General features: G+C 49.1%; 27 protein-coding genes. All 27 read left to right on the top strand.

Annotated elements, in window-relative coordinates:
* Positions 1-40 precede the first annotated feature (40 nt).
* The 27 genes from rplJ (at position 41) to rplF (ending at position 22,794) form a co-directional block, all read left to right on the top strand.
* Complete coding sequence (gene rplJ, locus DL346_RS28425; protein ID WP_112885773.1) at positions 41-538, top strand: 50S ribosomal protein L10; 498 nt, start codon at positions 41-43, stop codon at positions 536-538.
* A 151-nt stretch (positions 539-689) separates the two neighbouring features.
* The gene (gene rplL, locus DL346_RS28420) at positions 690-1,052 is read left to right on the top strand and encodes a 50S ribosomal protein L7/L12 (RefSeq protein ID WP_112885772.1); all 363 of its coding nucleotides are present in this window, start codon (positions 690-692) and stop codon (positions 1,050-1,052) included.
* 93 nt (positions 1,053-1,145) lie between these two features.
* Positions 1,146-1,748: a class I SAM-dependent methyltransferase gene (locus DL346_RS28415; protein ID WP_112885771.1), complete on the top strand. Its 603-nt coding sequence runs from the start codon at positions 1,146-1,148 to the stop codon at positions 1,746-1,748.
* 403 nt (positions 1,749-2,151) lie between these two features.
* Entirely contained in the window at positions 2,152-5,715 is a 3,564-nt protein-coding gene (rpoB, locus tag DL346_RS28410) for a DNA-directed RNA polymerase subunit beta (RefSeq protein WP_206098600.1), read from the top strand.
* Between the two features lie 133 nt (positions 5,716-5,848).
* The gene (gene rpoC, locus DL346_RS28405) at positions 5,849-9,496 is read left to right on the top strand and encodes a DNA-directed RNA polymerase subunit beta' (RefSeq protein WP_476739442.1); all 3,648 of its coding nucleotides are present in this window, start codon (positions 5,849-5,851) and stop codon (positions 9,494-9,496) included.
* Positions 9,497-9,727: 231 nt separating this feature from the next.
* A complete protein-coding gene (locus DL346_RS28400; RefSeq protein ID WP_112885768.1) occupies positions 9,728-9,958 on the top strand; it encodes a ribosomal L7Ae/L30e/S12e/Gadd45 family protein in 231 nt (76 codons plus the stop codon).
* 134 nt (positions 9,959-10,092) lie between these two features.
* Complete coding sequence (gene rpsL / locus DL346_RS28395) at positions 10,093-10,512, top strand: 30S ribosomal protein S12 (RefSeq protein WP_090583216.1); 420 nt, start codon at positions 10,093-10,095, stop codon at positions 10,510-10,512.
* A 68-nt stretch (positions 10,513-10,580) separates the two neighbouring features.
* Complete coding sequence (rpsG, locus tag DL346_RS28390) at positions 10,581-11,051, top strand: 30S ribosomal protein S7 (RefSeq protein WP_112885767.1); 471 nt, start codon at positions 10,581-10,583, stop codon at positions 11,049-11,051.
* 29 nt (positions 11,052-11,080) lie between these two features.
* Positions 11,081-13,159, top strand: a complete 2,079-nt coding sequence (gene fusA / locus DL346_RS28385; RefSeq protein ID WP_112885766.1) for an elongation factor G — start codon at positions 11,081-11,083, stop codon at positions 13,157-13,159.
* Between the two features lie 115 nt (positions 13,160-13,274).
* A complete protein-coding gene (tuf, locus tag DL346_RS28380) occupies positions 13,275-14,465 on the top strand; it encodes an elongation factor Tu (RefSeq protein WP_112885765.1) in 1,191 nt (396 codons plus the stop codon).
* Positions 14,466-15,053: 588 nt separating this feature from the next.
* On the top strand, positions 15,054-15,362 hold the full coding sequence (gene rpsJ / locus DL346_RS28375; RefSeq protein ID WP_005544556.1) for a 30S ribosomal protein S10: 309 nt from the start codon (positions 15,054-15,056) through the stop codon (positions 15,360-15,362).
* Between the two features lie 40 nt (positions 15,363-15,402).
* A complete protein-coding gene (gene rplC, locus DL346_RS28370) occupies positions 15,403-16,020 on the top strand; it encodes a 50S ribosomal protein L3 (protein ID WP_112885764.1) in 618 nt (205 codons plus the stop codon).
* A 25-nt stretch (positions 16,021-16,045) separates the two neighbouring features.
* Positions 16,046-16,669 carry a 50S ribosomal protein L4 gene (gene rplD / locus DL346_RS28365; protein WP_112885763.1) on the top strand — a complete coding sequence of 208 codons (624 nt, stop codon included), beginning with the start codon at positions 16,046-16,048 and terminating at the stop codon, positions 16,667-16,669.
* Complete coding sequence (rplW, locus tag DL346_RS28360) at positions 16,669-16,959, top strand: 50S ribosomal protein L23 (protein ID WP_112885762.1); 291 nt, start codon at positions 16,669-16,671, stop codon at positions 16,957-16,959. Before rplD ends, rplW begins: the two co-directional genes overlap by 1 nt.
* A gap of 64 nt (positions 16,960-17,023) precedes the next feature.
* The gene (rplB, locus tag DL346_RS28355) at positions 17,024-17,854 is read left to right on the top strand and encodes a 50S ribosomal protein L2 (protein ID WP_112885761.1); all 831 of its coding nucleotides are present in this window, start codon (positions 17,024-17,026) and stop codon (positions 17,852-17,854) included.
* A gap of 68 nt (positions 17,855-17,922) precedes the next feature.
* Positions 17,923-18,204 (top strand): 30S ribosomal protein S19, encoded by a 282-nt coding sequence (rpsS, locus tag DL346_RS28350; protein ID WP_112885760.1) that lies wholly within the window; start codon positions 17,923-17,925, stop codon positions 18,202-18,204.
* A gap of 44 nt (positions 18,205-18,248) precedes the next feature.
* Positions 18,249-18,584 carry a 50S ribosomal protein L22 gene (gene rplV, locus DL346_RS28345; protein WP_112885759.1) on the top strand — a complete coding sequence of 112 codons (336 nt, stop codon included), beginning with the start codon at positions 18,249-18,251 and terminating at the stop codon, positions 18,582-18,584.
* A gap of 13 nt (positions 18,585-18,597) precedes the next feature.
* The gene (rpsC, locus tag DL346_RS28340) at positions 18,598-19,260 is read left to right on the top strand and encodes a 30S ribosomal protein S3 (protein ID WP_112885758.1); all 663 of its coding nucleotides are present in this window, start codon (positions 18,598-18,600) and stop codon (positions 19,258-19,260) included.
* A 2-nt stretch (positions 19,261-19,262) separates the two neighbouring features.
* Entirely contained in the window at positions 19,263-19,697 is a 435-nt protein-coding gene (gene rplP / locus DL346_RS28335; RefSeq protein ID WP_112885757.1) for a 50S ribosomal protein L16, read from the top strand.
* A complete protein-coding gene (gene rpmC / locus DL346_RS28330) occupies positions 19,687-19,887 on the top strand; it encodes a 50S ribosomal protein L29 (RefSeq protein ID WP_090583239.1) in 201 nt (66 codons plus the stop codon). The genes rplP and rpmC overlap by 11 nt, the downstream gene beginning before the upstream one ends.
* Before the next feature lie 48 nt (positions 19,888-19,935).
* Complete coding sequence (gene rpsQ, locus DL346_RS28325) at positions 19,936-20,199, top strand: 30S ribosomal protein S17 (protein ID WP_112885756.1); 264 nt, start codon at positions 19,936-19,938, stop codon at positions 20,197-20,199.
* A gap of 43 nt (positions 20,200-20,242) precedes the next feature.
* Positions 20,243-20,611, top strand: coding sequence for a 50S ribosomal protein L14 (gene rplN / locus DL346_RS28320; protein WP_090583243.1), 369 nt, complete (start codon positions 20,243-20,245; stop codon positions 20,609-20,611).
* Between the two features lie 45 nt (positions 20,612-20,656).
* Positions 20,657-21,010: a 50S ribosomal protein L24 gene (gene rplX, locus DL346_RS28315; RefSeq protein ID WP_112885755.1), complete on the top strand. Its 354-nt coding sequence runs from the start codon at positions 20,657-20,659 to the stop codon at positions 21,008-21,010.
* Positions 21,011-21,041: 31 nt separating this feature from the next.
* Positions 21,042-21,584 (top strand): 50S ribosomal protein L5, encoded by a 543-nt coding sequence (rplE, locus tag DL346_RS28310; RefSeq protein ID WP_112885754.1) that lies wholly within the window; start codon positions 21,042-21,044, stop codon positions 21,582-21,584.
* Between the two features lie 22 nt (positions 21,585-21,606).
* Entirely contained in the window at positions 21,607-21,792 is a 186-nt protein-coding gene (locus DL346_RS28305) for a type Z 30S ribosomal protein S14 (protein ID WP_090583249.1), read from the top strand.
* A gap of 30 nt (positions 21,793-21,822) precedes the next feature.
* On the top strand, positions 21,823-22,221 hold the full coding sequence (rpsH, locus tag DL346_RS28300; RefSeq protein WP_112885753.1) for a 30S ribosomal protein S8: 399 nt from the start codon (positions 21,823-21,825) through the stop codon (positions 22,219-22,221).
* A 30-nt stretch (positions 22,222-22,251) separates the two neighbouring features.
* The gene (rplF, locus tag DL346_RS28295; protein ID WP_112885752.1) at positions 22,252-22,794 is read left to right on the top strand and encodes a 50S ribosomal protein L6; all 543 of its coding nucleotides are present in this window, start codon (positions 22,252-22,254) and stop codon (positions 22,792-22,794) included.
* Positions 22,795-22,803: the final 9 nt, after the last annotated feature.

Below are 22,803 nucleotides of genomic sequence, written 5' to 3'. Positions count from 1 at the left end.
ATTAATCGGGATGTTGACAACATAACGGGAGGTGTACATTTTGGCAAACGCAAAAATCATTCAAGGTAAAGAAGCTGCTGTTGCTGAGATCACAGCGAAACTTCGCGAGAGCTCGAGCACAGTTGTTGCTGATTACCGTGGTCTTAACGTAAAACAAGTCACTGAACTCCGTAAACAATTGCGCGAAGCTAACGTCGAGTTCCAAGTACTGAAAAACTCGCTCGTTCGCCGTGCGACTGCTAACGCGGAACTGACTGAATTGGACGCTGTTCTTGCTGGCCCTACAGCTGTAGCATTCAGCAAAGACGACGCGGTTGCTCCAGCCAAAATTTTGGCGGACTTCGCTAAGAAGAACGACGCACTTAAACTGAAGGGCGGCGTAGTTGAAGGTCAAGTCTTCAACGCGGACCAAATCAAAGCGCTGGCGGATCTTCCGTCCCGCGAAGGTTTGCTCTCCATGCTTCTCAGCGTGCTTCAAGCTCCAATGCGCAACTTTGCTCTTGCAGTTAAAGCTGTTGCAGAGAAACAAGAAGCTTAATGATGAATGCTGTGTGTCGAGCTCGGCTCGACACAGCAATCATCTGACGATGATTGGCGTGAGTCGCCCTTTGGGCGGCTTGGCATTCATCTAAATATACCGGCATACCGGATCTAAAAAACAACAAAACAAACTATTGGAGGTTTATCTCATGAGTAAAGAGCAAATCTTGGAAGCCATTAAAGGCATGAACGTTCTGGAACTGAACGACCTAGTTAAAGCAATCGAAGAAGAATTCGGCGTAACAGCAGCAGCACCTGTAGCAATGGGCGGCGGCGCAGCAGCAGCTGTAGTTGAAGAGCAAACTGAGTTCGACGTAATCCTGAACAACGCTGGCGCTTCCAAAATCAACGTTATCAAAGTTGTTCGCGAAATCACAGGTCTTGGCCTGAAAGAAGCGAAAGACCTTGTTGACGGCGCTCCAAAAGCAATCAAAGAAAAAGTATCGAAAGAAGACGCTGAAGCAGTTAAAGCTAAGCTTGAAGAAGCAGGCGCTTCCGTAGAAGTGAAGTAATAACCGCTTATAGCGGCAAACCCCTTGAAGCCATGGCTTCAAGGGGTTTCCTTGATTTTACGGATTCTATCGATTCAAGGAGGGAGGGACAAGATGTCAGACCATTACTACACACGCACGCCTAATACCGCACATGATCGGCATCTCCTTGAAACCGAGCTGCGCGGCTATAAACTGCGATTTGTGACGGATTCGGGCGTTTTCTCCAAGAGCGGCATTGATTTTGGCAGCAGAGTCCTAGTCGATGCGCTTCAAATTTCGTACAATGCTAGGGTGCTAGATGTCGGCTGCGGATACGGGCCGATGGGGATTACGGCTGCAAAGCTGGCTCCGAAAGGCCATGTGACGATGATGGACATCAACGAACGCGCAGTGGCGTTGGCAGCGGAGAATGTGAAGCTGAACGGCATCATAAATGCAACCGTGCTGCAAAGCGATATTTATGAACGGGTTAAGGGTCAAGCCTTTGACACAATCATCACGAATCCGCCGATTCGGGCCGGCAAGGAAGTCGTTCACCGAATCTTTGAAGAAGGGGCCGAATTGCTGGTACCGGGAGGTTCGATGTGGGTTGTGATCCAGAAGAAGCAGGGGGCGCCGTCAGCTGCGGCGAAGCTCGAAGCGGTTTTTGGGAACGTAGAAGAGGTTACGAAAGACAAAGGATATCGCATATTAAGGGCACAAAAGGAAGTCTGAGCAACGAGCAACATTTAGTTGACTCGAATCTTCTAATGTGATATCATTATAAAATGTCAGCATTAAAATGGGCACATTCTCTTTAGTCCGCTAAAATGTCAAGCGCTAATTTTAATGTATAGAATAAGCGGATTTGACGTATAATGTTTACATTTTGCGTCAAAATTACTTGATATGAGACTGTTGTGGTCTATTGTACCACAGAGTTGCGGCTGACAGAAGCATGCTCTTTTTTCGAATTCTCGATAAGGGCTTTTCTTTATTTGAATCAGAATTTGCCTGCTGCACATTCTGGTTTTAACAATGTGATAGACGTTCGCATTCCTGCTTCATTTTTGGGCGGGCTATGTGGATGTTTTAGCTTGTTTATACAAGGTCATTGTTCACTTTCTGTGAAGCAGACATGAGGGGTGAGGTTAAGTTGGCAGGACAACTTGTTCAGTATGGGCGTCGCACGCGTAGAAGCTATGCCCGCATCCGCGAGGTGCTCGAAGTTCCGAACCTGATTGAAATCCAACAAAAATCGTATGAGAAGTTTTTGGAGAAGGACTTGCTAGAGCTTTTCCAAGACATCTCGCCGATTCAGGATTTTACAGGAAATTTGATGCTTGAGTTCATCGACTATTCACTTGGCGAGCCTAAGTATTCTGTCGATGAGTCGAAAGAACGCGACGTGACCTATGCAGCACCGCTGCGTGTGAAGGTTCGACTCATTAACAAGGAAACCGGCGAAGTGAAAGAGCAAGAAGTGTTCATGGGCGATTTCCCGCTGATGACCGAGACGGGCACATTTATTATTAATGGCGCGGAACGCGTTATCGTCAGCCAATTGGTACGTTCACCTAGCGTTTACTTTAGCACGAAAGTGGACAAAAACGGCAAGAGAAATTACACGGCTACGGTCATCCCGAACCGCGGCGCATGGCTGGAACTTGAAACCGATGCGAAGGACATCATCTATGTCCGGATCGACCGCACTCGGAAGATTCCGGTTACGGTTCTGCTTCGCGCGCTTGGCTATGGCACGGACGCCGAGATTTTGGAATTGCTGGGCCATGACGAATATATTCGCAACACCCTGGATAAGGATAACACCGATTCCACGGAAAAAGCTCTTATCGAGATTTACGAAAGACTCCGTCCGGGCGAGCCGCCGACATTGGATAACGCAAAGAGCCTGCTAGTAGCGCGCTTCTTTGATCCGAAGCGTTACGATTTGGCTAACGTAGGCCGATACAAAATCAATAAGAAGCTGCACATCAAAAACCGTTTGTTTAACCAACGGTTGGCGGAAACGTTGTTCGATCCGGCTACGGGTGAAATTTTGGCGGAGGCCGGTCAGCTTGTTGACCGTCGTTTGCTGGATGAGCTCATCCCGCATTTGGAGAGTGACGTAGGCTTCAAAACCTATAATGTGGCAAATGGCGTGCTTGATGCGGATAGTATTCCTCTTCAAACTGTGAGTGTATTCTCACCAGAGGATGAGAGCAAAGTCATCAAGATTATTGCCAATGGCATCATAGACAAGGCAGTAAAGCATATTACTCCTGCTGATATAATTGCTTCCATTAACTATTTCATCAACCTGCTGCATGGCGTTGGAAGCACGGATGATATTGACCACCTGGGCAACCGTCGTCTTCGTTCTGTCGGCGAGCTGCTTCAGAACCAGTTCCGGATCGGTTTGTCCCGTATGGAACGCGTTGTTCGCGAGCGGATGTCCATTCAGGACGCCAATGCGATTACTCCGCAGGCACTGATCAATATCCGTCCAGTCATTGCGTCGATTAAAGAGTTCTTCGGTTCGTCCCAGCTGTCGCAGTTTATGGACCAAACGAACCCGCTTGCCGAGTTGACGCACAAACGACGTTTGTCTGCTCTAGGACCGGGCGGTTTGACGCGTGAGCGCGCGGGCTTCGAGGTTCGTGACGTTCATAATTCTCACTACGGCCGTATGTGTCCGATCGAGACGCCGGAGGGACCGAACATTGGTCTAATCAACTCCTTGTCGACTTTCGCGCGAATCAACGAATACGGCTTTATCGAAGCTCCTTACCGCTGGGTAGATCCTAAGACGGCTATCGTAACGGAGCAAATTGCCTACCTGACTGCGGATGAAGAAGATAACTACGTCATCGCGCAAGCGAACGCGAAGCTTACCGATGAGGGCAAGTTCCTCGATGACGCTGTAATCGTTCGTTACAATAAGCAGGCAGACAACATTTTGACCATGCCTACTGAACGCGTTGACTATATGGACGTATCGCCTAAACAGGTTGTTTCCGTCGCTACGGCGCTCATTCCGTTCCTCGAGAACGATGACTCCAACCGTGCGCTCATGGGATCCAACATGCAGCGGCAGGCCGTACCGCTTCTCATTCCGAAGTCGCCGCTTGTCGGTACGGGGATGGAGCATAAGTCTGCTAAAGACTCGGGCGTATGTATCGTTTCGAAATATGACGGCGTCATCGAGCGCGTATCGGCCAACGAAATTTGGCTGCGCCGCGTCGAGACGGTGGACGGCAAGCCGGTTACCGGCGACCTTGTGAAGATGAAGCTGCATAAATTTATGCGCTCCAACCAAGGTACGTGCATCAACCAACGTCCAATTTGCCATAAAGGCGACATCGTGAAGAAAGGTGACATCCTGGCTGACGGTCCTTCCACCGAAATGGGCGAATTGGCGCTCGGCCGCAACGTTGTCGTTGCATTCATGACGTGGGAAGGCTACAACTACGAGGATGCGATCCTGCTGAGCGAGAAACTGGTCAAAGAGGATGTGTACACCTCCATTCATATCGAGGAATATGAATCGGAAGCGCGTGACACGAAGCTCGGACCGGAAGAAATTACGCGCGATATTCCGAATGTCGGCGAAGAAGCGCTTCGCAATTTGGATGAGCGCGGCATTATCCGTGTCGGTGCCGAAATCAATGCTGGCGACATCCTTGTCGGTAAAGTAACGCCTAAAGGCGTAACGGAGCTGACGGCGGAAGAGCGTTTGCTGCATGCGATTTTCGGTGAGAAGGCACGCGAAGTGCGTGACACGAGCTTGCGCGTACCGCATGGTACCGACGGTATCGTTGTCGACGTGAAAGTATTTACCCGCGAGAATGGCGACGAACTGCCGCCGGGCGTAAATCAGCTGGTTCGCGCTTATATCGCTCAAAAACGTAAAATCTCCGAAGGCGACAAAATGGCGGGACGCCATGGTAACAAAGGGGTTATCGCCCGTATCCTTCCGGAAGAAGATATGCCATTCCTGCCGGACGGCACGCCTGTAGAGGTTGTTCTTAACCCGCTCGGCGTACCATCCCGTATGAACATCGGTCAAGTGCTTGAAGTTCACTTGGGTATGGCTTGCAAACGTCTTGGCATCCATTCTGCAACGCCTGTATTCGACGGAGCGCGCGAGTATGACGTGTTCGATACGATGGAAGAATCGGGCATGCAGCGCAACGGTAAGACTATTCTTTACGACGGACGCTCCGGTGAGCCGTTTGAGCGTGAAGTTACGGTCGGCGTCATGTACATGATCAAGCTGGCGCACATGGTTGACGATAAAATCCATGCTCGTTCCACTGGCCCTTACTCGCTTGTTACGCAGCAGCCGCTGGGTGGTAAAGCACAGTTCGGCGGCCAGCGTTTCGGGGAGATGGAAGTATGGGCGCTTGAAGCTTACGGCGCCGCCTATACGCTGCAAGAAATTTTGACCGTGAAATCCGATGACGTCGTCGGCCGTGTCAAAACGTACGAATCGATCGTGAAAGGCGAGAACGTACCTGAACCGGGCGTTCCGGAATCCTTCAAAGTTTTGATCAAAGAGCTTCAAAGCTTGGGCATGGACGTTAAAATCCTGACCGAGAACGAAGAAGAGATCGAAATGAAAGAGATCGACGATGAGGACGATGCGGCGACTGACAAGCTGAACCTCAATCTGGAAGGCGCGGAAGTCGGCGTCGAGTAATCGCTGCTGCCTTGCCTGCCGAAAGTCATAAGCATGCCGATCCAACTTCACGGGCGGATATGAAAGCTGAGGGAGCCGCTGTGCAGCGCTCCTTTAGCCTTAAACGGCATTAAATACAGCATATTAGTGAACCATGACGAAGGAGGGTTGCTCCTTGTTGGACGTGAACAACTTCGAGTATATGAAGATTGGATTGGCATCTCCGGATAAAATCCGATCGTGGTCCCGCGGAGAAGTAAAGAAACCGGAAACGATCAATTACAGGACGTTGAAACCGGAGAAAGAAGGTCTTTTCTGCGAAAAGATTTTCGGACCGACGAAAGACTGGGAATGTCATTGCGGCAAATACAAGCGCGTTCGCTATAAAGGCGTCGTTTGTGACCGTTGCGGCGTTGAAGTAACCCGCGCGAAAGTTCGCCGTGAGCGTATGGGCCATATCGAGCTTGCTGCTCCTGTATCCCATATCTGGTATTTCAAAGGGATTCCAAGCCGTATGGGGCTGGCGCTGGATATGTCGCCTCGTTCGCTTGAAGAGATCATCTATTTTGCATCATATGTGGTAACGGATCCAGGAGATACGCCGCTTGAGAAAAAGCAACTGCTCTCCGAGAAGGAATACCGCAGCTACCGCGAGAAGTACGGCTATGGCTTCCATGCTGGCATGGGTGCGGAAGCGGTCAAGAAGCTGCTTCAAGACATTGATGTTGAGCGTGAGCTTGAAACACTGAAAGAAGATCTTCGTACCGCTCAAGGCCAGCGCCGCAACCGTGCGATCAAGCGCCTTGAAGTAATCGAAGCATTCCGCAACTCAGGCAATATGCCGGAATGGATGATCCTTGATGTGCTGCCGGTTATTCCGCCGGAGCTTCGTCCAATGGTACAGCTTGATGGCGGACGTTTCGCAACGTCCGACTTGAATGACTTGTATCGTCGTGTTATTAACCGCAACAACCGTCTGAAACGTTTGCTCGATCTCGGTGCGCCGGATATTATCGTGCAGAACGAGAAGCGTATGCTTCAAGAAGCGGTTGACGCATTGATCGATAACGGCCGCCGCGGCCGTCCGGTAACGGGCCCGGGTAACCGTCCGTTGAAATCGCTCAGCCACATGCTGAAAGGTAAGCAAGGACGTTTCCGTCAGAACTTGCTCGGTAAACGGGTTGACTATTCCGGTCGTTCCGTTATCGTCGTAGGTCCAAACCTGAAAATGTTCCAATGCGGCTTGCCAAAGGAAATGGCGCTTGAGCTGTTCAAGCCGTTCGTCATGAAAGAGCTTGTGAATAAAGGCCTTGCCCATAACATCAAGAGCGCGAAGCGCAAAGTTGAACGCGTAAGCCCTGAAGTGTGGGATGTGCTTGAAGAGGTCATCAAGGAACACCCGGTTCTCCTGAACCGTGCCCCGACCCTTCACCGTTTGGGTATCCAAGCGTTTGAACCGATCCTTGTAGAAGGTAAGGCCATTAAACTTCATCCGCTCGTTTGTACGGCGTATAACGCTGACTTCGACGGTGACCAAATGGCCGTGCACGTACCGCTTTCCGCTGAAGCGCAAGCAGAAGCGCGTTTGCTGATGCTGGCATCGGGCAACATTTTGAACCCGAAAGACGGCAAGCCGGTCGTAACGCCATCGCAGGATATGGTTCTCGGCAGCTTCTACTTGACGATGGATAACAAAGATGGCAAAGGCAGCGGCTCGGTATTTGCTACCGTTAACGAAGCCATTTCGGCTTACCAGCGCGGTATCGTCTCGTTGCATGCTAGGATCTTTATTCCGGTTAAAGTGTTGAAGAAAACGTCCTTCACGGATGCACAGCAGAAGGCGCTGATTTGCACAACGGTCGGTAAAGTAATCTTCAATGAAATTTACCCGGCTGACTTCCCTTACATCAACGAGCCTTCCAAGGTGAACTTGCTGCAGGGAACCCCGGATAAATATTTTGTCCATGATAAAGGCGCAGATTTGCTGAAGTTTATGGATGCTTTGCCGCAAGTCGGCGGCGTCGGCAAAGAGTACCTCGGACAAATTATCGCGGAGTGTTTCCGTCAATACCATACAACTAAAACTTCGATGATGCTTGACAAGATCAAGGAACTCGGCTTTACGTACTCGACTCGCGCAGGCATAACGGTTGCGGTTGCTGACGTTGTCGTACCTCCTGAGAAGCAAGATATCTTGAAGGAATCCGAAGATAAGGTTAAAGTCGTTTCGAATCAATACCGCCGCGGTTTGATTACGAACGAAGAACGTTATGACCGTGTAATTGAGATTTGGAGCAAAACCAAAGATCAAATTACGGATATTCTCATGAAATCGATGGATCGTTACAATTCCATCATGCTCATGGTGGACTCTAAAGCACGGGGTAACAAATCGCAAATTACGCAGCTAGGCGGCATGCGTGGTCTGATGGCCAACCCATCCGGCCGGATCATCGAGTTGCCAATCAAATCGAACTTCCGTGAAGGCCTGACGGTACTCGAGTACTTCATCTCGACGCACGGTGCGCGTAAAGGTCTTGCCGATACGGCGCTTCGTACCGCGGACTCCGGTTACCTGACCCGCCGTCTCGTCGACGTTGCGCAGGACGTTATCGTTCGCGAAGACGATTGCGGTACGGATAAAGGCTTCCGGGTTAGCAAAATTCAAGACGGTAAAGAGGTCATCGAGGATCTGTACGACCGTATTGAAGGCCGCTACTCCTTCGAAACTGTCCGTAATCCGCAAACCGGCGAAGTTATTCTTCATCGCAACCAGCTGATTGACTCCAACAAAGCGGAGGAACTCATTGCTGCCGGCGTTGAGAGCCTGCAAATCCGTTCCGTTCTTAGCTGCCGTGCCCGCCATGGCGTATGTAAGATTTGCTACGGACGCAACCTGGCTACAGGCAAATTCGTTGAGATCGGCGAAGCGGTCGGCATTATCGCCGCCCAATCGATCGGGGAGCCGGGAACGCAGCTCACGATGCGTACGTTCCACACCGGCGGTGTAGCCGGCGATGACATCACGCAAGGTTTGCCGCGTATCCAAGAGCTTTTCGAAGCGCGTAACCCGAAAGGCCAAGCGATCATTTCCGAAATCGACGGGGTTATTAAAGATATCCGCGAAACGAAGGATCGCCGTGAAATCGAAGTCCAAGGCGAAGCAGAATCGAAAGTGTACGCGGTCAGCTATGGCTCGCGTATCCGCGCAGTCAAAGGAAGACAAATCGAAGCAGGTGACGAGCTCACAGACGGTTCGATCGATCCGAAGGATATGCTCCGCATTAAAGGGATCCGTGGCGTACAGAACTACATTCTACAGGAAGTTCAGCGCGTTTACCGGAACCAAGGTGTAGAAATCAACGATAAGCACATCGAGGTTATGGTGAAGCAGATGCTTCGCAAAATCCGTATCGTAGATGCAGGCGACACAACGCTGTTGCCGGGCGCATTTGTTGATATTCACGAGTATGAAGCCGCGAACCGCGAAGCAATCTTGTCCGGCAAAGAGCCGGCTGTTGCGAAGCCGGTATTGCTTGGTATTACGAAAGCCTCGCTGGAGACGGACTCCTTCTTGTCCGCAGCTTCCTTCCAAGAGACGACACGTGTCTTGACGGATGCCGCGATCAAAGGAAAAGTCGACCAATTGCTCGGTTTGAAAGAGAATGTTATCATCGGTAAGCTCATTCCTGCAGGTACAGGCATGCAACGCTATCGCAGCGTGCATGTTGCCGGCATGGATGATGAGCAAACCTTGGAAGAGCTTCAAGTAGAAGCCGAGAGCGTACCGGTTGAATCTTAATGTGACGCGATTACGAAGATTTTGTTAAATTGCGTGCGGACAAAGAGCGAGCATGGCAGCCGAAGCACCATAAAACCGGCAGCCGGCCGCTCTTTGCATCGTCATGCCTTGCCATGAAAATCCATTTTCTCCTGAATTTCATGGCGAGTCATGCTTGACATTGGATAAAGGTAAGTGCTAATATGTCGTAGTGTGCCTGATCGCACAACCTCTGTACAGAGGGTGATTATATTGCGATTTGTTATAGGTAGTAAGCAAACGACGAAGATGGTTGAGCGACGCTTAGCTACTCTAGTCTATGTTGCGCAAGATGCAGATCCGCGGCTGAAGAACAATATTGTTCGGCTTTGCGAGACAGCGGGAGTGCCAATTATCTGGTCCGATACAATGAAAAGCCTTGGGGAAACCTGCGGCATTGACGTTGGCGCAGCGATGGCAGCGGTTATACCGGAAATCGAATAAGCAACTATCGTTTTTACTGAGTTGAAAGACAAGGTAGAAACTTTCGTTTGTTTCTTTATGAACCGCCTGGATCTGTGGGCTTAAATAAGCCGATATGTCTTGAATGTTTATTAAGTGAGGAAGGGGGATGCAACATGCCAACAATTAACCAACTCGTTCGCAAAGGCCGTGAAGCGAAGGTCGTTAAATCGAAATCGCCAGCCCTGCAAAGAGGTTTCAACGCACTGAAACGTGAAGAAACAAACCTGAGCTCACCTCAAAAGCGCGGTGTTTGTACGCGTGTAGGTACAATGACTCCGAAAAAACCGAACTCCGCTTTGCGGAAATATGCGCGTGTGCGTTTGACGAACCGCGTAGAGGTTACAGCATACATCGGCGGTATCGGCCACAACCTGCAAGAGCACAGCGTAGTATTGGTGCGCGGCGGCCGGGTAAAAGACCTTCCGGGTGTACGTTACCACATCGTTCGCGGTGCGCTTGACACAGCTGGTGTTAACAACCGTAAACAAGCTCGTTCCAAATACGGAACTAAACGTCCTAAAGTTAAAAAATAATGAAGGCATAGCCGGATACGGTTAACCTCATCCTAAAATGTAAAACTAGAAGAAAGGGGGACTTCCACATGCCACGTAAAGGTCCAGTAACGAAACGTGATGTGTTGCCAGATCCGGTATACAGCAGCAAGCTGGTTACTCGTCTGATCAACCGTATCATGATCGACGGTAAGCGCGGTGTTGCTCAAACGATTCTGTATGATGCGTTCAAACTCATCAACGAGCGTACAGGCAAAGACCCGATGGAAGTTTTTGAAGCAGCAATTAAGAACATCATGCCAGTACTTGAAGTTAAAGCACGCCGTGTAGGTGGTTCTAACTATCAAGTACCGATCGAAGTTAAGCCAGAGCGTCGTACATCGCTTGGTCTCCGCTGGCTCGTGAACTATTCACGTAACCGCGGTGAGAAAACGATGGAAGAGCGTTTGGCAGCTGAAATCATTGATGCTTCCAACAACACTGGTTCATCCGTGAAAAAACGCGAAGACACGCACAAAATGGCAGAAGCGAACAAAGCTTTCGCTCACTACCGTTGGTAGGATTCGCATAATCGAAAGGAGACTGAATTATGGCAAGAGAGTTCTCCTTGAAAAATACGCGCAACATCGGGATCATGGCGCATATTGACGCTGGTAAAACAACCACGACTGAACGGATTCTGTTCTACACAGGCCGTACCCACAAAATCGGTGAGGTGCACGAAGGTGCAGCTACGATGGACTGGATGGAGCAAGAACAAGAGCGCGGTATCACAATTACATCCGCTGCTACAACTGCTCAATGGAATGGTCACCGCATCAATATTATCGACACCCCAGGTCACGTTGACTTCACAGTAGAAGTTGAACGTTCCCTTCGCGTATTGGACGGGGCCGTAGGTGTATTCAGTGCAAAAGAAGGCGTAGAGCCGCAATCCGAAACAGTATGGCGTCAAGCTGACCGTTACGGCGTACCGCGTATCGCATACGTCAACAAGATGGACATTATCGGCGCAGACTTCCTTAACGTTGTTAGCGATATGCGCTCGCGTCTGCAAGCAAACGCTGTTGCGATCCAGCTTCCGATCGGTGCTGAGAACCACTTTATCGGCGTAATCGACCTCGTTGAACGGGTAGCTTACAAATATAAAGACGATCTTGGTAAAGATCCGGAGAAGATTGAAATTCCTGAAGAGTACAAAGAACAAGTCGAAGAGCTTCGTATGGAGCTTGTAGAGAAAGTTGCTGAGCTTGACGAAGAGCTCACAATGAAGTATCTCGAAGGCGAAGAGATTAGCGTAGCTGAAATCAAAGCTGCACTTCGCAAAGGCGTTTGCGAAGTTAAGATCTTCCCTGTCGTTGCTGGTTCTTCGTACCGTAACAAAGGCGTTCAATTGATGCTGGACGCAGTTGTCGACTACTTGCCTGCTCCAATCGATGTACCGGACATCAAGGGTCACCTTGAAGATGGTTCCGAGACGATTCGCAAGTCTGCCGACGACCAACCGTTCGCAGCATTGGCGTTCAAAATCATGACTGACCCTTACGTAGGTAAGTTGACGTTCTTCCGCGTATACTCCGGTATCTTGAACTCCGGTTCGTACGTATTGAATGCAACGAAAAACAAACGTGAGCGGATCGGCCGTATCCTTCAAATGCATGCTAACAGCCGTCAAGAGATCAGCGAAGTTTACTCCGGTGATATCGCGGCTGCGGTAGGTTTGAAAGATACAACTACAGGCGATACGCTTTGTGATGAGAAACACCCGGTTATCCTTGAGTCGATGAACTTCCCTGAGCCGGTTATCCAGCTCGCGGTTGAGCCTAAGACAAAAGCTGACCAAGACAAAATGGGTATTGCTCTTCAAAAGCTGGCTGAGGAAGATCCTACGTTCCGTGCACACACGGACGAAGAGACCGGCCAAACCATCATCGCAGGTATGGGTGAGCTCCACCTTGAGATTCTAGTTGACCGTATGCTTCGTGAATTCAAAGTCGAAACAAACGTTGGTAAACCACAAGTTGCTTACCGCGAAACGTTTAAACAGGCTGCGAAGGTCGAAGGTAAATTCGTTCGTCAATCCGGCGGACGCGGTCAATTCGGTCACTGTTGGGTTGAGTTCGAACCGCTTGAAGCAGGCTCCGGCTTTGTATTCGAAAACAAAGTCGTTGGTGGTGCGATTCCTCGTGAATACATCGCCCCAGTTCAAGCTGGTATCGAAGAATCGATGAAGAACGGTGTCCTTGCTGGCTTCCCTATGGTTGACATTAAGGCAACGGTATTCGACGGTTCCTACCACGACGTCGACTCCTCCGAGATGGCGTTTAAAATTGCCGGCTCGATGGCGCTTAAAGCAGCGAAGGACAAATGTGCTCCAATTCTGCTTGAGCCTATCATGAAGGTAGAAGTAAGCGTTCCTGAAGAGTACATGGGCGACGTAATGGGTATGCTGAGCTCCCGCCGCGGCCGTATCGAAGGTTCGGACACACGCCATGGCGCGTTGATCGTTCGTGCTAAGGTGCCTCTGGCTGAGATGTTCGGTTACTCCACAGTACTTCGTTCCGGTACGCAAGGCCGCGGCGTATTCTCCATGGAGCTTTCGCACTATGAAGAAGTACCGCGTTCGATCTCCGAAGAGATCATCTCCAAATCCAAAGGCTCCAACTAATAACGGGCCCTTGGCAAAGAGTCATAAGCTTTACTTTGGCCGGGTGATGGACGCTTTAAGCAGCGGCCATCCGGCCGATCACATAATCTCATGATATTGAGGAGGAATCAGTTCAATGGCTAAGGCTAAATTTGAACGTAATAAACCGCACGTTAATATCGGTACTATCGGTCACGTTGACCATGGTAAAACAACATTGACTGCTGCAATCACTACTGTTCTTTCCAAAAGATACGGTGGCGCGGCTGTAGCATTCGACCAAATCGACAAAGCGCCAGAAGAGCGCGAGCGCGGTATCACAATCTCCACAGCACACGTTGAGTACGAGACGCCTAACCGTCACTACGCACACGTTGACTGCCCAGGTCACGCCGACTATGTTAAAAACATGATCACTGGTGCTGCACAAATGGACGGAGCAATCCTGGTTGTATCCGCAGCTGACGGCCCAATGCCGCAAACTCGTGAGCACATCCTTCTGTCCCGCCAAGTAGGCGTACCTTACATCGTCGTATTCCTGAACAAATGCGACATGGTTGAAGATGCAGAGTTGCTTGAACTCGTTGAGATGGAAGTTCGCGACCTTCTTAGCGAATACGAGTTCCCAGGCGATGATACTCCAATCATCCACGGCGCTGCTCGTGAAGCACTTCAAAACCCAGATGGCCCATGGGCTGACAAAATCATTGAGCTGTTCGAGCAAGTTGACACTTACATCCCAACTCCACAACGTGACACTGACAAGCCGTTCCTTATGCCAGTCGAGGACGTGTTCACGATCACAGGTCGTGGTACTGTTGCTACAGGACGCGTTGAGCGTGGCGTAGTTAAAGTTTCCGATGAGATCGAAATCATTGGTCTTGTTGAAGACACTCGTAAATGCGTTGTAACAGGCGTTGAGATGTTCCGTAAACTGCTTGACTCCGCTCAAGCTGGTGACAACATCGGCGCATTGCTTCGTGGTGTTGACCGTAAAGACATCGAGCGTGGCCAAGTACTTGCTAAGCCAGGTTCCGTTAAACCACACACGAACTTTACAGCTCAAATCTACGTTCTGACTAAAGAAGAGGGTGGCCGTCACAAGCCTTTCTTCACAGGCTACCGTCCACAGTTCTACTTCCGTACAACTGACGTAACTGGTATCATCAGCTTGCCTGAAGGTACTGAGATGGTTATGCCAGGCGACAACATCACAGTAACGGTTGAGCTTATCGCTCCAATCGCTCTGGAAGATGGTACTCGCTTCGCGATCCGTGAAGGCGGCCGTACTGTAGGCGCCGGCGCTGTAGCTTCCATCCAAAAATAATAAACCTGCAGCATTAGCTGCAGCTCATGAAAACCCTCACTTCGGTGAGGGTTTTTTCTATATTTTGATGTTTGCGTAATCGATCGAATTTCACTAATATAAATGAAGACAAAGACGCGCAGAAACAAAGAGAACTAAGTTCATGCAGGTACAAAAAAATGGCTTCATTATATAAGCCATTTTTTATTGTGATTTTTTCTCGATCGGCTTTATTGATTTTGAATTTGTTTCGGAAAGCACGAAGTGGAACGGAATGAAATATGAGCCGGAGAGTTTACGTGCTGCCTTTGAAATTGAGTTTCCACAGAAGCTTCATTTATTAATGAAGAAACTCAATTTCAACAGCAGCCGCAGGCCATATTTCATGGAGTGTAACGGATTTGGTTTCCCAAACAATTCATCCCAACAAAGTCGACATTTTTGTTGCATTTGCCCATCGTTTCAGATATAATAGTGAACGTTGGTCTGTGACGTTGCGATGATGTGAGAGGTTGCCGACACACCAGGCTCCTTTGCCATGAGGGGCAAGTCGGGTTTTCTCGCGGAGTATGTCCGATACTAAATTGGGCGATAGAAGGAGGGACTAAAATGGCTAAGCAAAAGATTCGTATTCGTTTGAAAGCATACGATCATAGAATTCTGGATCAGTCCGCAGAGAAGATTGTTGAAACTGCGAAACGTTCCGGTGCAGGTGTTTCCGGGCCGATTCCGCTTCCAACTGAGAAGCAAATCATCACCATCCTGCGTGCGGTACACAAGTACAAGGATTCTCGGGAGCAATTCGAAATGCGCACACACAAGCGTTTGATCGACATTGTTAACCCAACGCCGCAAACGGTTGATGCATTGATGCGCTTGGATCTGCCATCCGGTGTAGATATCGAAATCAAACTGTAAGTTTGCATACTTGAATATGGAAAGGGAATGAGGTGTCAACATGAAAGGTATCTTAGGTAAAAAACTAGGGATGACGCAAGTGTTTTCTGCTGATGGTAACGTTGTACCAGTAACGGTAATCGAAGCAGGTCCTTGTGTTGTTTTGCAGAAGAAAGACCAAGAGAATGATGGATATGTATCCATTCAAGTAGGTTTCTCTGACAAGAAAGAAAGCAGAGCAAACAAGCCAGAAATTGGCCACGCGAAAAAAGCCGAAACGGCTCCTAAGCGCTACGTTCGTGAGTTCAAAGGCATCAACGAGTACGAAGTTGGCCAAGAAATTAAGGTTGACGTATTCGCGGCTGGAGAATTTGTTGACGTTACAGCCACTTCCAAAGGTAAAGGCTTCCAAGGTAACATCAAGCGTTGGAACCAAAGCCGCGGTCCTATGGCGCACGGCTCGCGTTACCACCGTGGACCAGGTTCGATGGGTTCGATTCAAGCGAACCGCGTACCAAAAGGTAAACACCTTCCAGGTCACATGGGCAACGAAACCGTTACGATTCAAAACCTTGAAATCGTACGTGTCGATGCAGAACGCAACGTATTGCTCGTTAAAGGCTCCATTCCGGGTCCTAAAAATAGCTTCGTAAAAGTTAAATCTACGGTGAAGAAATAATCGTTAAAGAAAGGAGGAACATGAAATGCCGAAAGTAGCACTTTATAGCGTGAATGGTTCGCAAGTTGGCGAGGTTGAATTGTCCGAATCCGTATTCGGAATTGAGCCTAACGTTCACGTCTTGCACAGCGCAGTATTGCTTCAGCAAGCTTCTGAGCGCAGAGGCACGCACAAGACAAAAGGTCGCTCCGAAGTACGCGGCGGTGGTCGTAAACCTTGGAAACAAAAAGGTACAGGCCGCGCACGTCAAGGCAGCATCCGCTCCCCGCAATGGGTTGGTGGTGGTACGGTATTTGGTCCGACTCCACGCAGCTACAGCTTCAAACTTCCTAAGAAAGTTCGTCGCTTGGCAATCAAATCCGCTTTGTCTTCCAAAGTGATCGACAACGAAATCATCGTTCTGGATCAATTGGCGTTCGCGCAACCGAAGACTAAAGAATTTGCAGCGATCCTGAACAACCTGAAAGTGGCTCGCAAAGCACTGGTTGTTACAGCTAACTACGAAGATAACGTAGCGCTTGCAGCTCGTAACATCCCTAACGTGAAGTTCGTTGCAGCCGATGGCATCAATGTTCTAGACGTTATGAAATACGACAAGCTGATTATCACTAAGGAAGCTGTCGAAAAAGTACAGGAGGTGCTTGCGTAATGAAAAATCCACGCGATATTATCAAGCGCCCGATCATTACGGAACAAACGAGCGATCTCATGGCTAACAAATGCTATGTGTTCGAAGTTGATCTTCGTGCTAACAAAACCGAGATCAAACTCGCGATCCAATCGATCTTCAAAGTAAAAGTAACGAGCGTTAACACGCTTCGCATGCCGGCTAAGCCTAAGCGTTACGGCAGACACAGCGGATACACTTCCGAGTGGAAAAAAGCTGTTGTTCAATTGAGCGCTGACAGCAACGAGCTAGAGTTTTTCGAAACAGTTTAAGTAGCGCCGAAGCCTTGGGCTTCGCGTGAACAAACGTCAGATATCGGTTAAGGAGGGAATCGAAGTGCCAGTTAAGAAGTATAAACCGACATCTCCAGCGCGTCGTGGTATGTCCGTCTCGACATTCGAAGAGATCACCACAAGCACACCGGAGAAATCGCTTCTTGCGCCGCTTTTCAAGAAAGCCGGCCGTAACAACCAAGGTAAAATTACGGTTCGTCATCACGGTGGCGGCCATAAACGTAAATACCGTATCATCGACTTCAAACGTAACAAGGATGGTATCGTAGGTAACGTAGCGACGATCGAATACGATCCGAACCGTACGTCCAACATCGCACTAATCCACTACGTGGATGGCGAGAAAGCCTACATCATCGCGCCTAAAGGTCTTAAAGTTGGGGATAAAATCGTATCCGGAGCAGACGCTGATATCAAGATCGGTAACGCATTGCCGCTTGAGAACATCCCTGTAGGTACAGTTATCCACAACATCGAGCTGAAACCAGGCAAAGGCGGACAATTGGTTCGTGCTGCTGGTACAGAAGCGCAACTTCTTGGTAAAGAAGAGCAATACGTGACAATTCGCTTGACCTCTGGCGAAGTTCGTCGTATTCTGAAAAAATGCCGTGCAACAATCGGCGCTGTTGGCAACGAAGATCACGAGCTCGTGAAAATCGGTAAAGCCGGCCGTTCCCGTTGGATGGGCAAGCGTCCTGAAGTACGTGGTGTTGTAATGAACCCGAACGATCACCCACACGGTGGTGGTGAAGGCCGTGCACCAATCGGACGTAAATCCCCAATGTCTCCATGGGGCAAACCGACACTCGGCATGAAAACACGCAAAAAGAAAAAAGCATCGAGCCAATACATTATTCGTCGTCGTACGAAGTAATAGGCGCCTCGGCGTCATAAGCGTGACGCGCTGCGTCGCGTAACGCTAGCGTGAAGGGAGGATCATCCATGGGTCGCAGTTTGAAGAAAGGGCCGTTTATTGACGGTTACCTGCTGAAAAAGGTTGAAGTTCTGAACGAGACGAACAAAAAGACAGTCGTCAAAACTTGGTCGCGCCGTTCTACAATTTTCCCGCAATTCATCGGACACACTTTCGCTGTTTATGACGGCAAGAAGCACGTGCCGGTTTATGTGACGGAAGATATGGTTGGCCACAAACTCGGTGAGTTCGCGCCAACGCGTTCGTACAAAGGACACGGTAACGACGACAAGAAAACAGGCCGTCGTTAATCGGTAAAATAGTTACGTGATAAAGGTCGAGAGGAGGCACATCCATGCAACAAGCTAAAGCGTTCGCTAACCACGTCCGCATTGCACCTCGTAAAGCTCAGTTGGTTGTTGATCTGATCCGTGGCAAGCAAGTCGGCGAAGCAATCGCGATTCTGCGTCACACGCCAAAATCGGCATCTCCAATCGTTGAGAAGTTGCTCAATTCCGCAATTGCAAATGCGGAGCACAACTTCCAACTGGACGTGAACAAATTGGTCATTACACAAGTGTTTGTGAACCAAGGACCAACTATGAAACGTTTCCGCCCGCGCGCAATGGGTCGCGCTAGCCGGATTAACAAAAGAACCAGCCACATCACATTGGTGGTATCCGAAAAATAAGGAGGGAAAACGTGTGGGACAAAAGGTAAATCCGGTCGGTCTACGTGTCGGTATTATCCGTGATTGGGAATCCAAATGGTACGCAGGCAAGGACTTTGGCGAATTGCTCATGGAAGACGTTAAAATCCGTGAGTACCTCAAAAACAAATTGAAAGACGCGGCAGTTTCCAAGTTCGAAATCGAGCGTGCTGCTAACCGCGTTAACGTTACAATTCATACAGCTAAGCCTGGTATGGTAATCGGTAAAGGCGGTTCTGAAGTTGAAAACCTTCGTTCCGAGCTTTCGAAAATTGCTAAAGGCAAAAAAGTGCACATCAACATCTCCGAGATTAAACATCCTGAGCTGGATGCGGTTCTCGTAGCTGAAAGCATCGCACAACAACTTGAGCGTCGGATTTCGTTCCGTCGTGCAATGAAACAATCCATCCAACGTACGGTCCGTTCGGGCGCGAAAGGAATCAAAACTTCCGTTAGCGGTCGTTTGGGCGGCGCTGAGATTGCTCGTCAAGAAGGCTATAGCGAAGGTACAGTTCCACTTCATACGCTACGTGCGGACATTGACTATGGAACAGCGGAAGCTCATACAACTTACGGCCGTATTGGCGTAAAAGTATGGATCTACCGTGGTGAAATCCTTCCAACTAAGAAGAAAGCTCCACAGGAAGGAGGCAACTAATCATGTTGGTCCCAAAACGTGTCAAACATCGTAAGCAACAACGCGGTCACATGAAAGGTCGCGCTAAAGGCGGCGTTGAAGTAGCATTCGGCGAATACGGCCTGCAAGCTCTTGAGCCTTCATGGATCACGAACCGTCAAATCGAAGCAGCGCGTATCGCGATGACTCGTTACATCAAACGTGGCGGTAAAGTTTGGATCAAGATTTTCCCTGATAAGCCGATTACTCAAAAGCCTCTTGAAGTGCGGATGGGTAGCGGTAAAGGTAACGTTGAGAAGTGGGTTGCAGTCGTAAAACCGGGCAAAATAATGTTCGAGCTTGCTGGCGTATCCGAAGAGATCGCACGCGAAGCTATGCGTCTTGCATCGCACAAACTCCCAGTTAAAACGAAGTTCGTGAAACGCGAAGAAGTGGGTGGTGAAGCAAATGAAAGCTAATGATTTCCGCAACCTTACCTCTGTTGAACTCGAACAAAAAGTCGCTGGATTCAAAGAAGAGCTATTCAACCTTCGTTTTCAATTGGCTACCGGCCAACTGGAAAACCCAACACGCATCCGTGATGTTCGTAAGGATATAGCTCGTGCCAAAACCGTTCTTCGTGAAAGAGAACTCGGAATCAGCAGCTAATCTGCTTACATCCGTGACCGATAACGAATGTATGGAAGGAGGATGAACATGAGCGAACGTAATAACCGCAAAGTTCAAATCGGTAAAGTAGTAAGTGACAAAATGGACAAAACAATCGTTGTTGCCATTGAGACTTACAAAAAACATGAGCTGTACCACAAACGTATTAAATATACGAAGAAATTCAAAGCGCATGACGAGAACAACCAGGCGAAGATCGGCGATATCGTCAAAGTCATGGAAACTCGCCCGCTTTCGAAAGACAAACGGTTCCGTTTAGTCGAGATCGTTGAATCTGCTGTTATTTTGTAAAAATGCTTCGTAGTAAGCATTTTCCCGAAAGGAGGACGTTGAAATGATTCAACCATTTACACGTTTGGCTGTCGCTGACAACTCCGGCGCAAAAGAACTGATGTGCATCCGTGTACTAGGTGGTACTGGACGTCGTGTTGGCCATATCGGCGATTTGATCGTCTGCTCCGTCAAACAAGCAACACCCGGTGGCGTTGTCAAAAAGGGTGATGTAGTTAAAGCGGTTATCGTTCGTACGAAGCGCGCTGTACGCCGTAAAGACGGTTCTTACATCGCATTCGATGAGAATGCAGCGGTTATCGTTAAAGAAGACAAAAGCCCGCGCGGCACACGTATTTTTGGACCAGTTGCTCGTGAACTTCGCGACCGCGACTTCATGAAAATCGTATCGCTAGCTCCGGAAGTTATCTAATATGTACTTTGCGCATTCCGCGCAGGGAAGCAGGAGGTGTAACTCATGCCACGGTTGAAAAAAGTGTTGGAATCCCACAACAATAAATTGCACGTGAAAAAAGACGACACGGTTATGGTCATTACCGGTAAAGACAAAGGCAAAAAAGGCCGCGTAATTGCTGCGTATCCTCGCCAAAACCGCGTACTCGTCGAAGGCGTCAATATGGTGAAGAAGCATACTCGTCCTTCGCAAGCTAATCCGCAAGGCGGCATTATCGAGCAAGAAGCGGCGATTCATGTTTCCAACGTTATGCACATCGATCCTAAGAGCGGTAAAGTAACTCGGATCGGCTACAAAGTGTTGGATAACGGTAATAAAGTCCGGATCGCGAAAAAATCCGGCGAGGTAATTGATTAATTGACCGAAACGGAAAGGAGGACCACGTTACATGGCAGCAAGAATGAAGGATCGTTTCCTGAATGAAATCACTCCTGCTCTTATGCAGAAGTTCAACTATACAACAGTAATGCAAGTGCCTAAAATCGAGAAGGTTGTTATCAACATGGGTGTTGGTGAAGCTGTTGCTAACTCGAAAGTACTTGACGCTGCTGTTGAAGACATGCGTTTGATCGCTGGTCAAAAGCCGGTTGTAACTCGCTCGAAGAAATCGATCGCAGGTTTCAAACTTCGCGAGAACATGCCGATCGGGGTTAAAGTAACGCTGCGCGGCGAGCGTATGTACTACTTCCTTGATAAACTGTTCAATGTCACACTTCCACGCGTACGTGACTTCCGCGGCGTATCGAACAAAGCGTTCGACGGTCGCGGCAACTACACACTCGGCTTGAAAGAGCAGCTGATCTTCCCGGAGATCGAGTATGATAAAGTCGACAAAGTGCGCGGTATGGACGTCGTCATCGTCACGACGGCAAAATCGGACGAAGAAGCTCGTGAACTGCTGACCCAACTGGGCATGCCGTTTACGAAGTAATCCACAGGAGGTGTAATACCAAGTGGCAAAAACTTCGATGAAGGTTAAGCAGCAACGTGCTCCTAAATTCAAAGTGCAGGCTTATACACGCTGCGAACGTTGCGGTCGTCCGCATTCCGTTTTGCAAAAGTTTAAAATTTGCCGGATTTGTTTCCGTGAATTAGCATACAAAGGCCAGATTCCTGGCGTTAAAAAAGCAAGCTGGTAATCAGCCTAGTTCGGGAAGGAGGTTTACACAATGGTTATGTCTGATCCGATCGCAGATATGCTTACACGCATTCGCAACGCAAACGTTGTGCGTCATGAGACCGTAGAAATGCCTGCTTCGAAAGTGAAGAAGCAAATCGCTGAAATTTTGAAACGCGAGGGCTTTATCCGCGATGCCGAGTATATCGAAGATAACAAACAAGGGATTATCCGTGTTTTCTTGAAATACGGCCCTAACCAAGAGCGTGTAATTACGGGGCTGAAACGTATCAGCAAACCGGGTCTGCGCGTTTACACGAAGAGCACTGAAGTGCCTCGCGTACTTGGTGGCTTGGGAATGGCGATCATTTCCACGTCCAAAGGAATTATGACTGATAAAGAAGCTCGCCAATCGAAATCCGGCGGCGAAGTCGTCTGCTACGTTTGGTAATTAACTGTCACAACGATTGGAGGTGTAACAATGTCTCGTATTGGCCGTAAACCGATCCAAGTTCCAGGTGGCGTAAACATCGACTTGGACAACAGCTTTATCACTATCAAAGGACCTAAAGGTACACTGAGCCGCGAAATCCACAAGGATATGAAAGTGGTGATCGCCGACAACGTGATTACAATTGAGCGTCCTTCCGACAATAAATTGCATCGTTCCCTACACGGTACAACTCGCAGTATCATCGCTAACATGGTTAACGGTGTAACTGAAGGTTTTGTAAGAAACCTTGAGCTTGTAGGCGTTGGTTACCGTGCAAACAAATCCGGCGAGAAAATCGTACTTAACGTTGGTTACTCGCACCCAGTTGAAATCACGCCAGAGAGCGGCATCGAGTTCGAAGTTCCTTCGAACACGAAGATCATCGTGAAAGGCATCGACAAAGAACTCGTTGGTGCAACTGCTGCGAAGATCCGCTCCGTACGCGAGCCAGAGCCGTATAAAGGCAAAGGTATCAAGTACGAAGGCGAGCGTATCCTTCGTAAAGAAGGTAAGGCTGGTAAGAAGAAATAAGCAGCCGCT

The organism is Paenibacillus montanisoli, from assembly GCF_003268025.1.
GTDB classification, from domain to species: domain Bacteria; phylum Bacillota; class Bacilli; order Paenibacillales; family Paenibacillaceae; genus Paenibacillus_Z; species Paenibacillus_Z montanisoli.
This window is presented reverse-complemented; position numbering and strand designations above follow the sequence as displayed.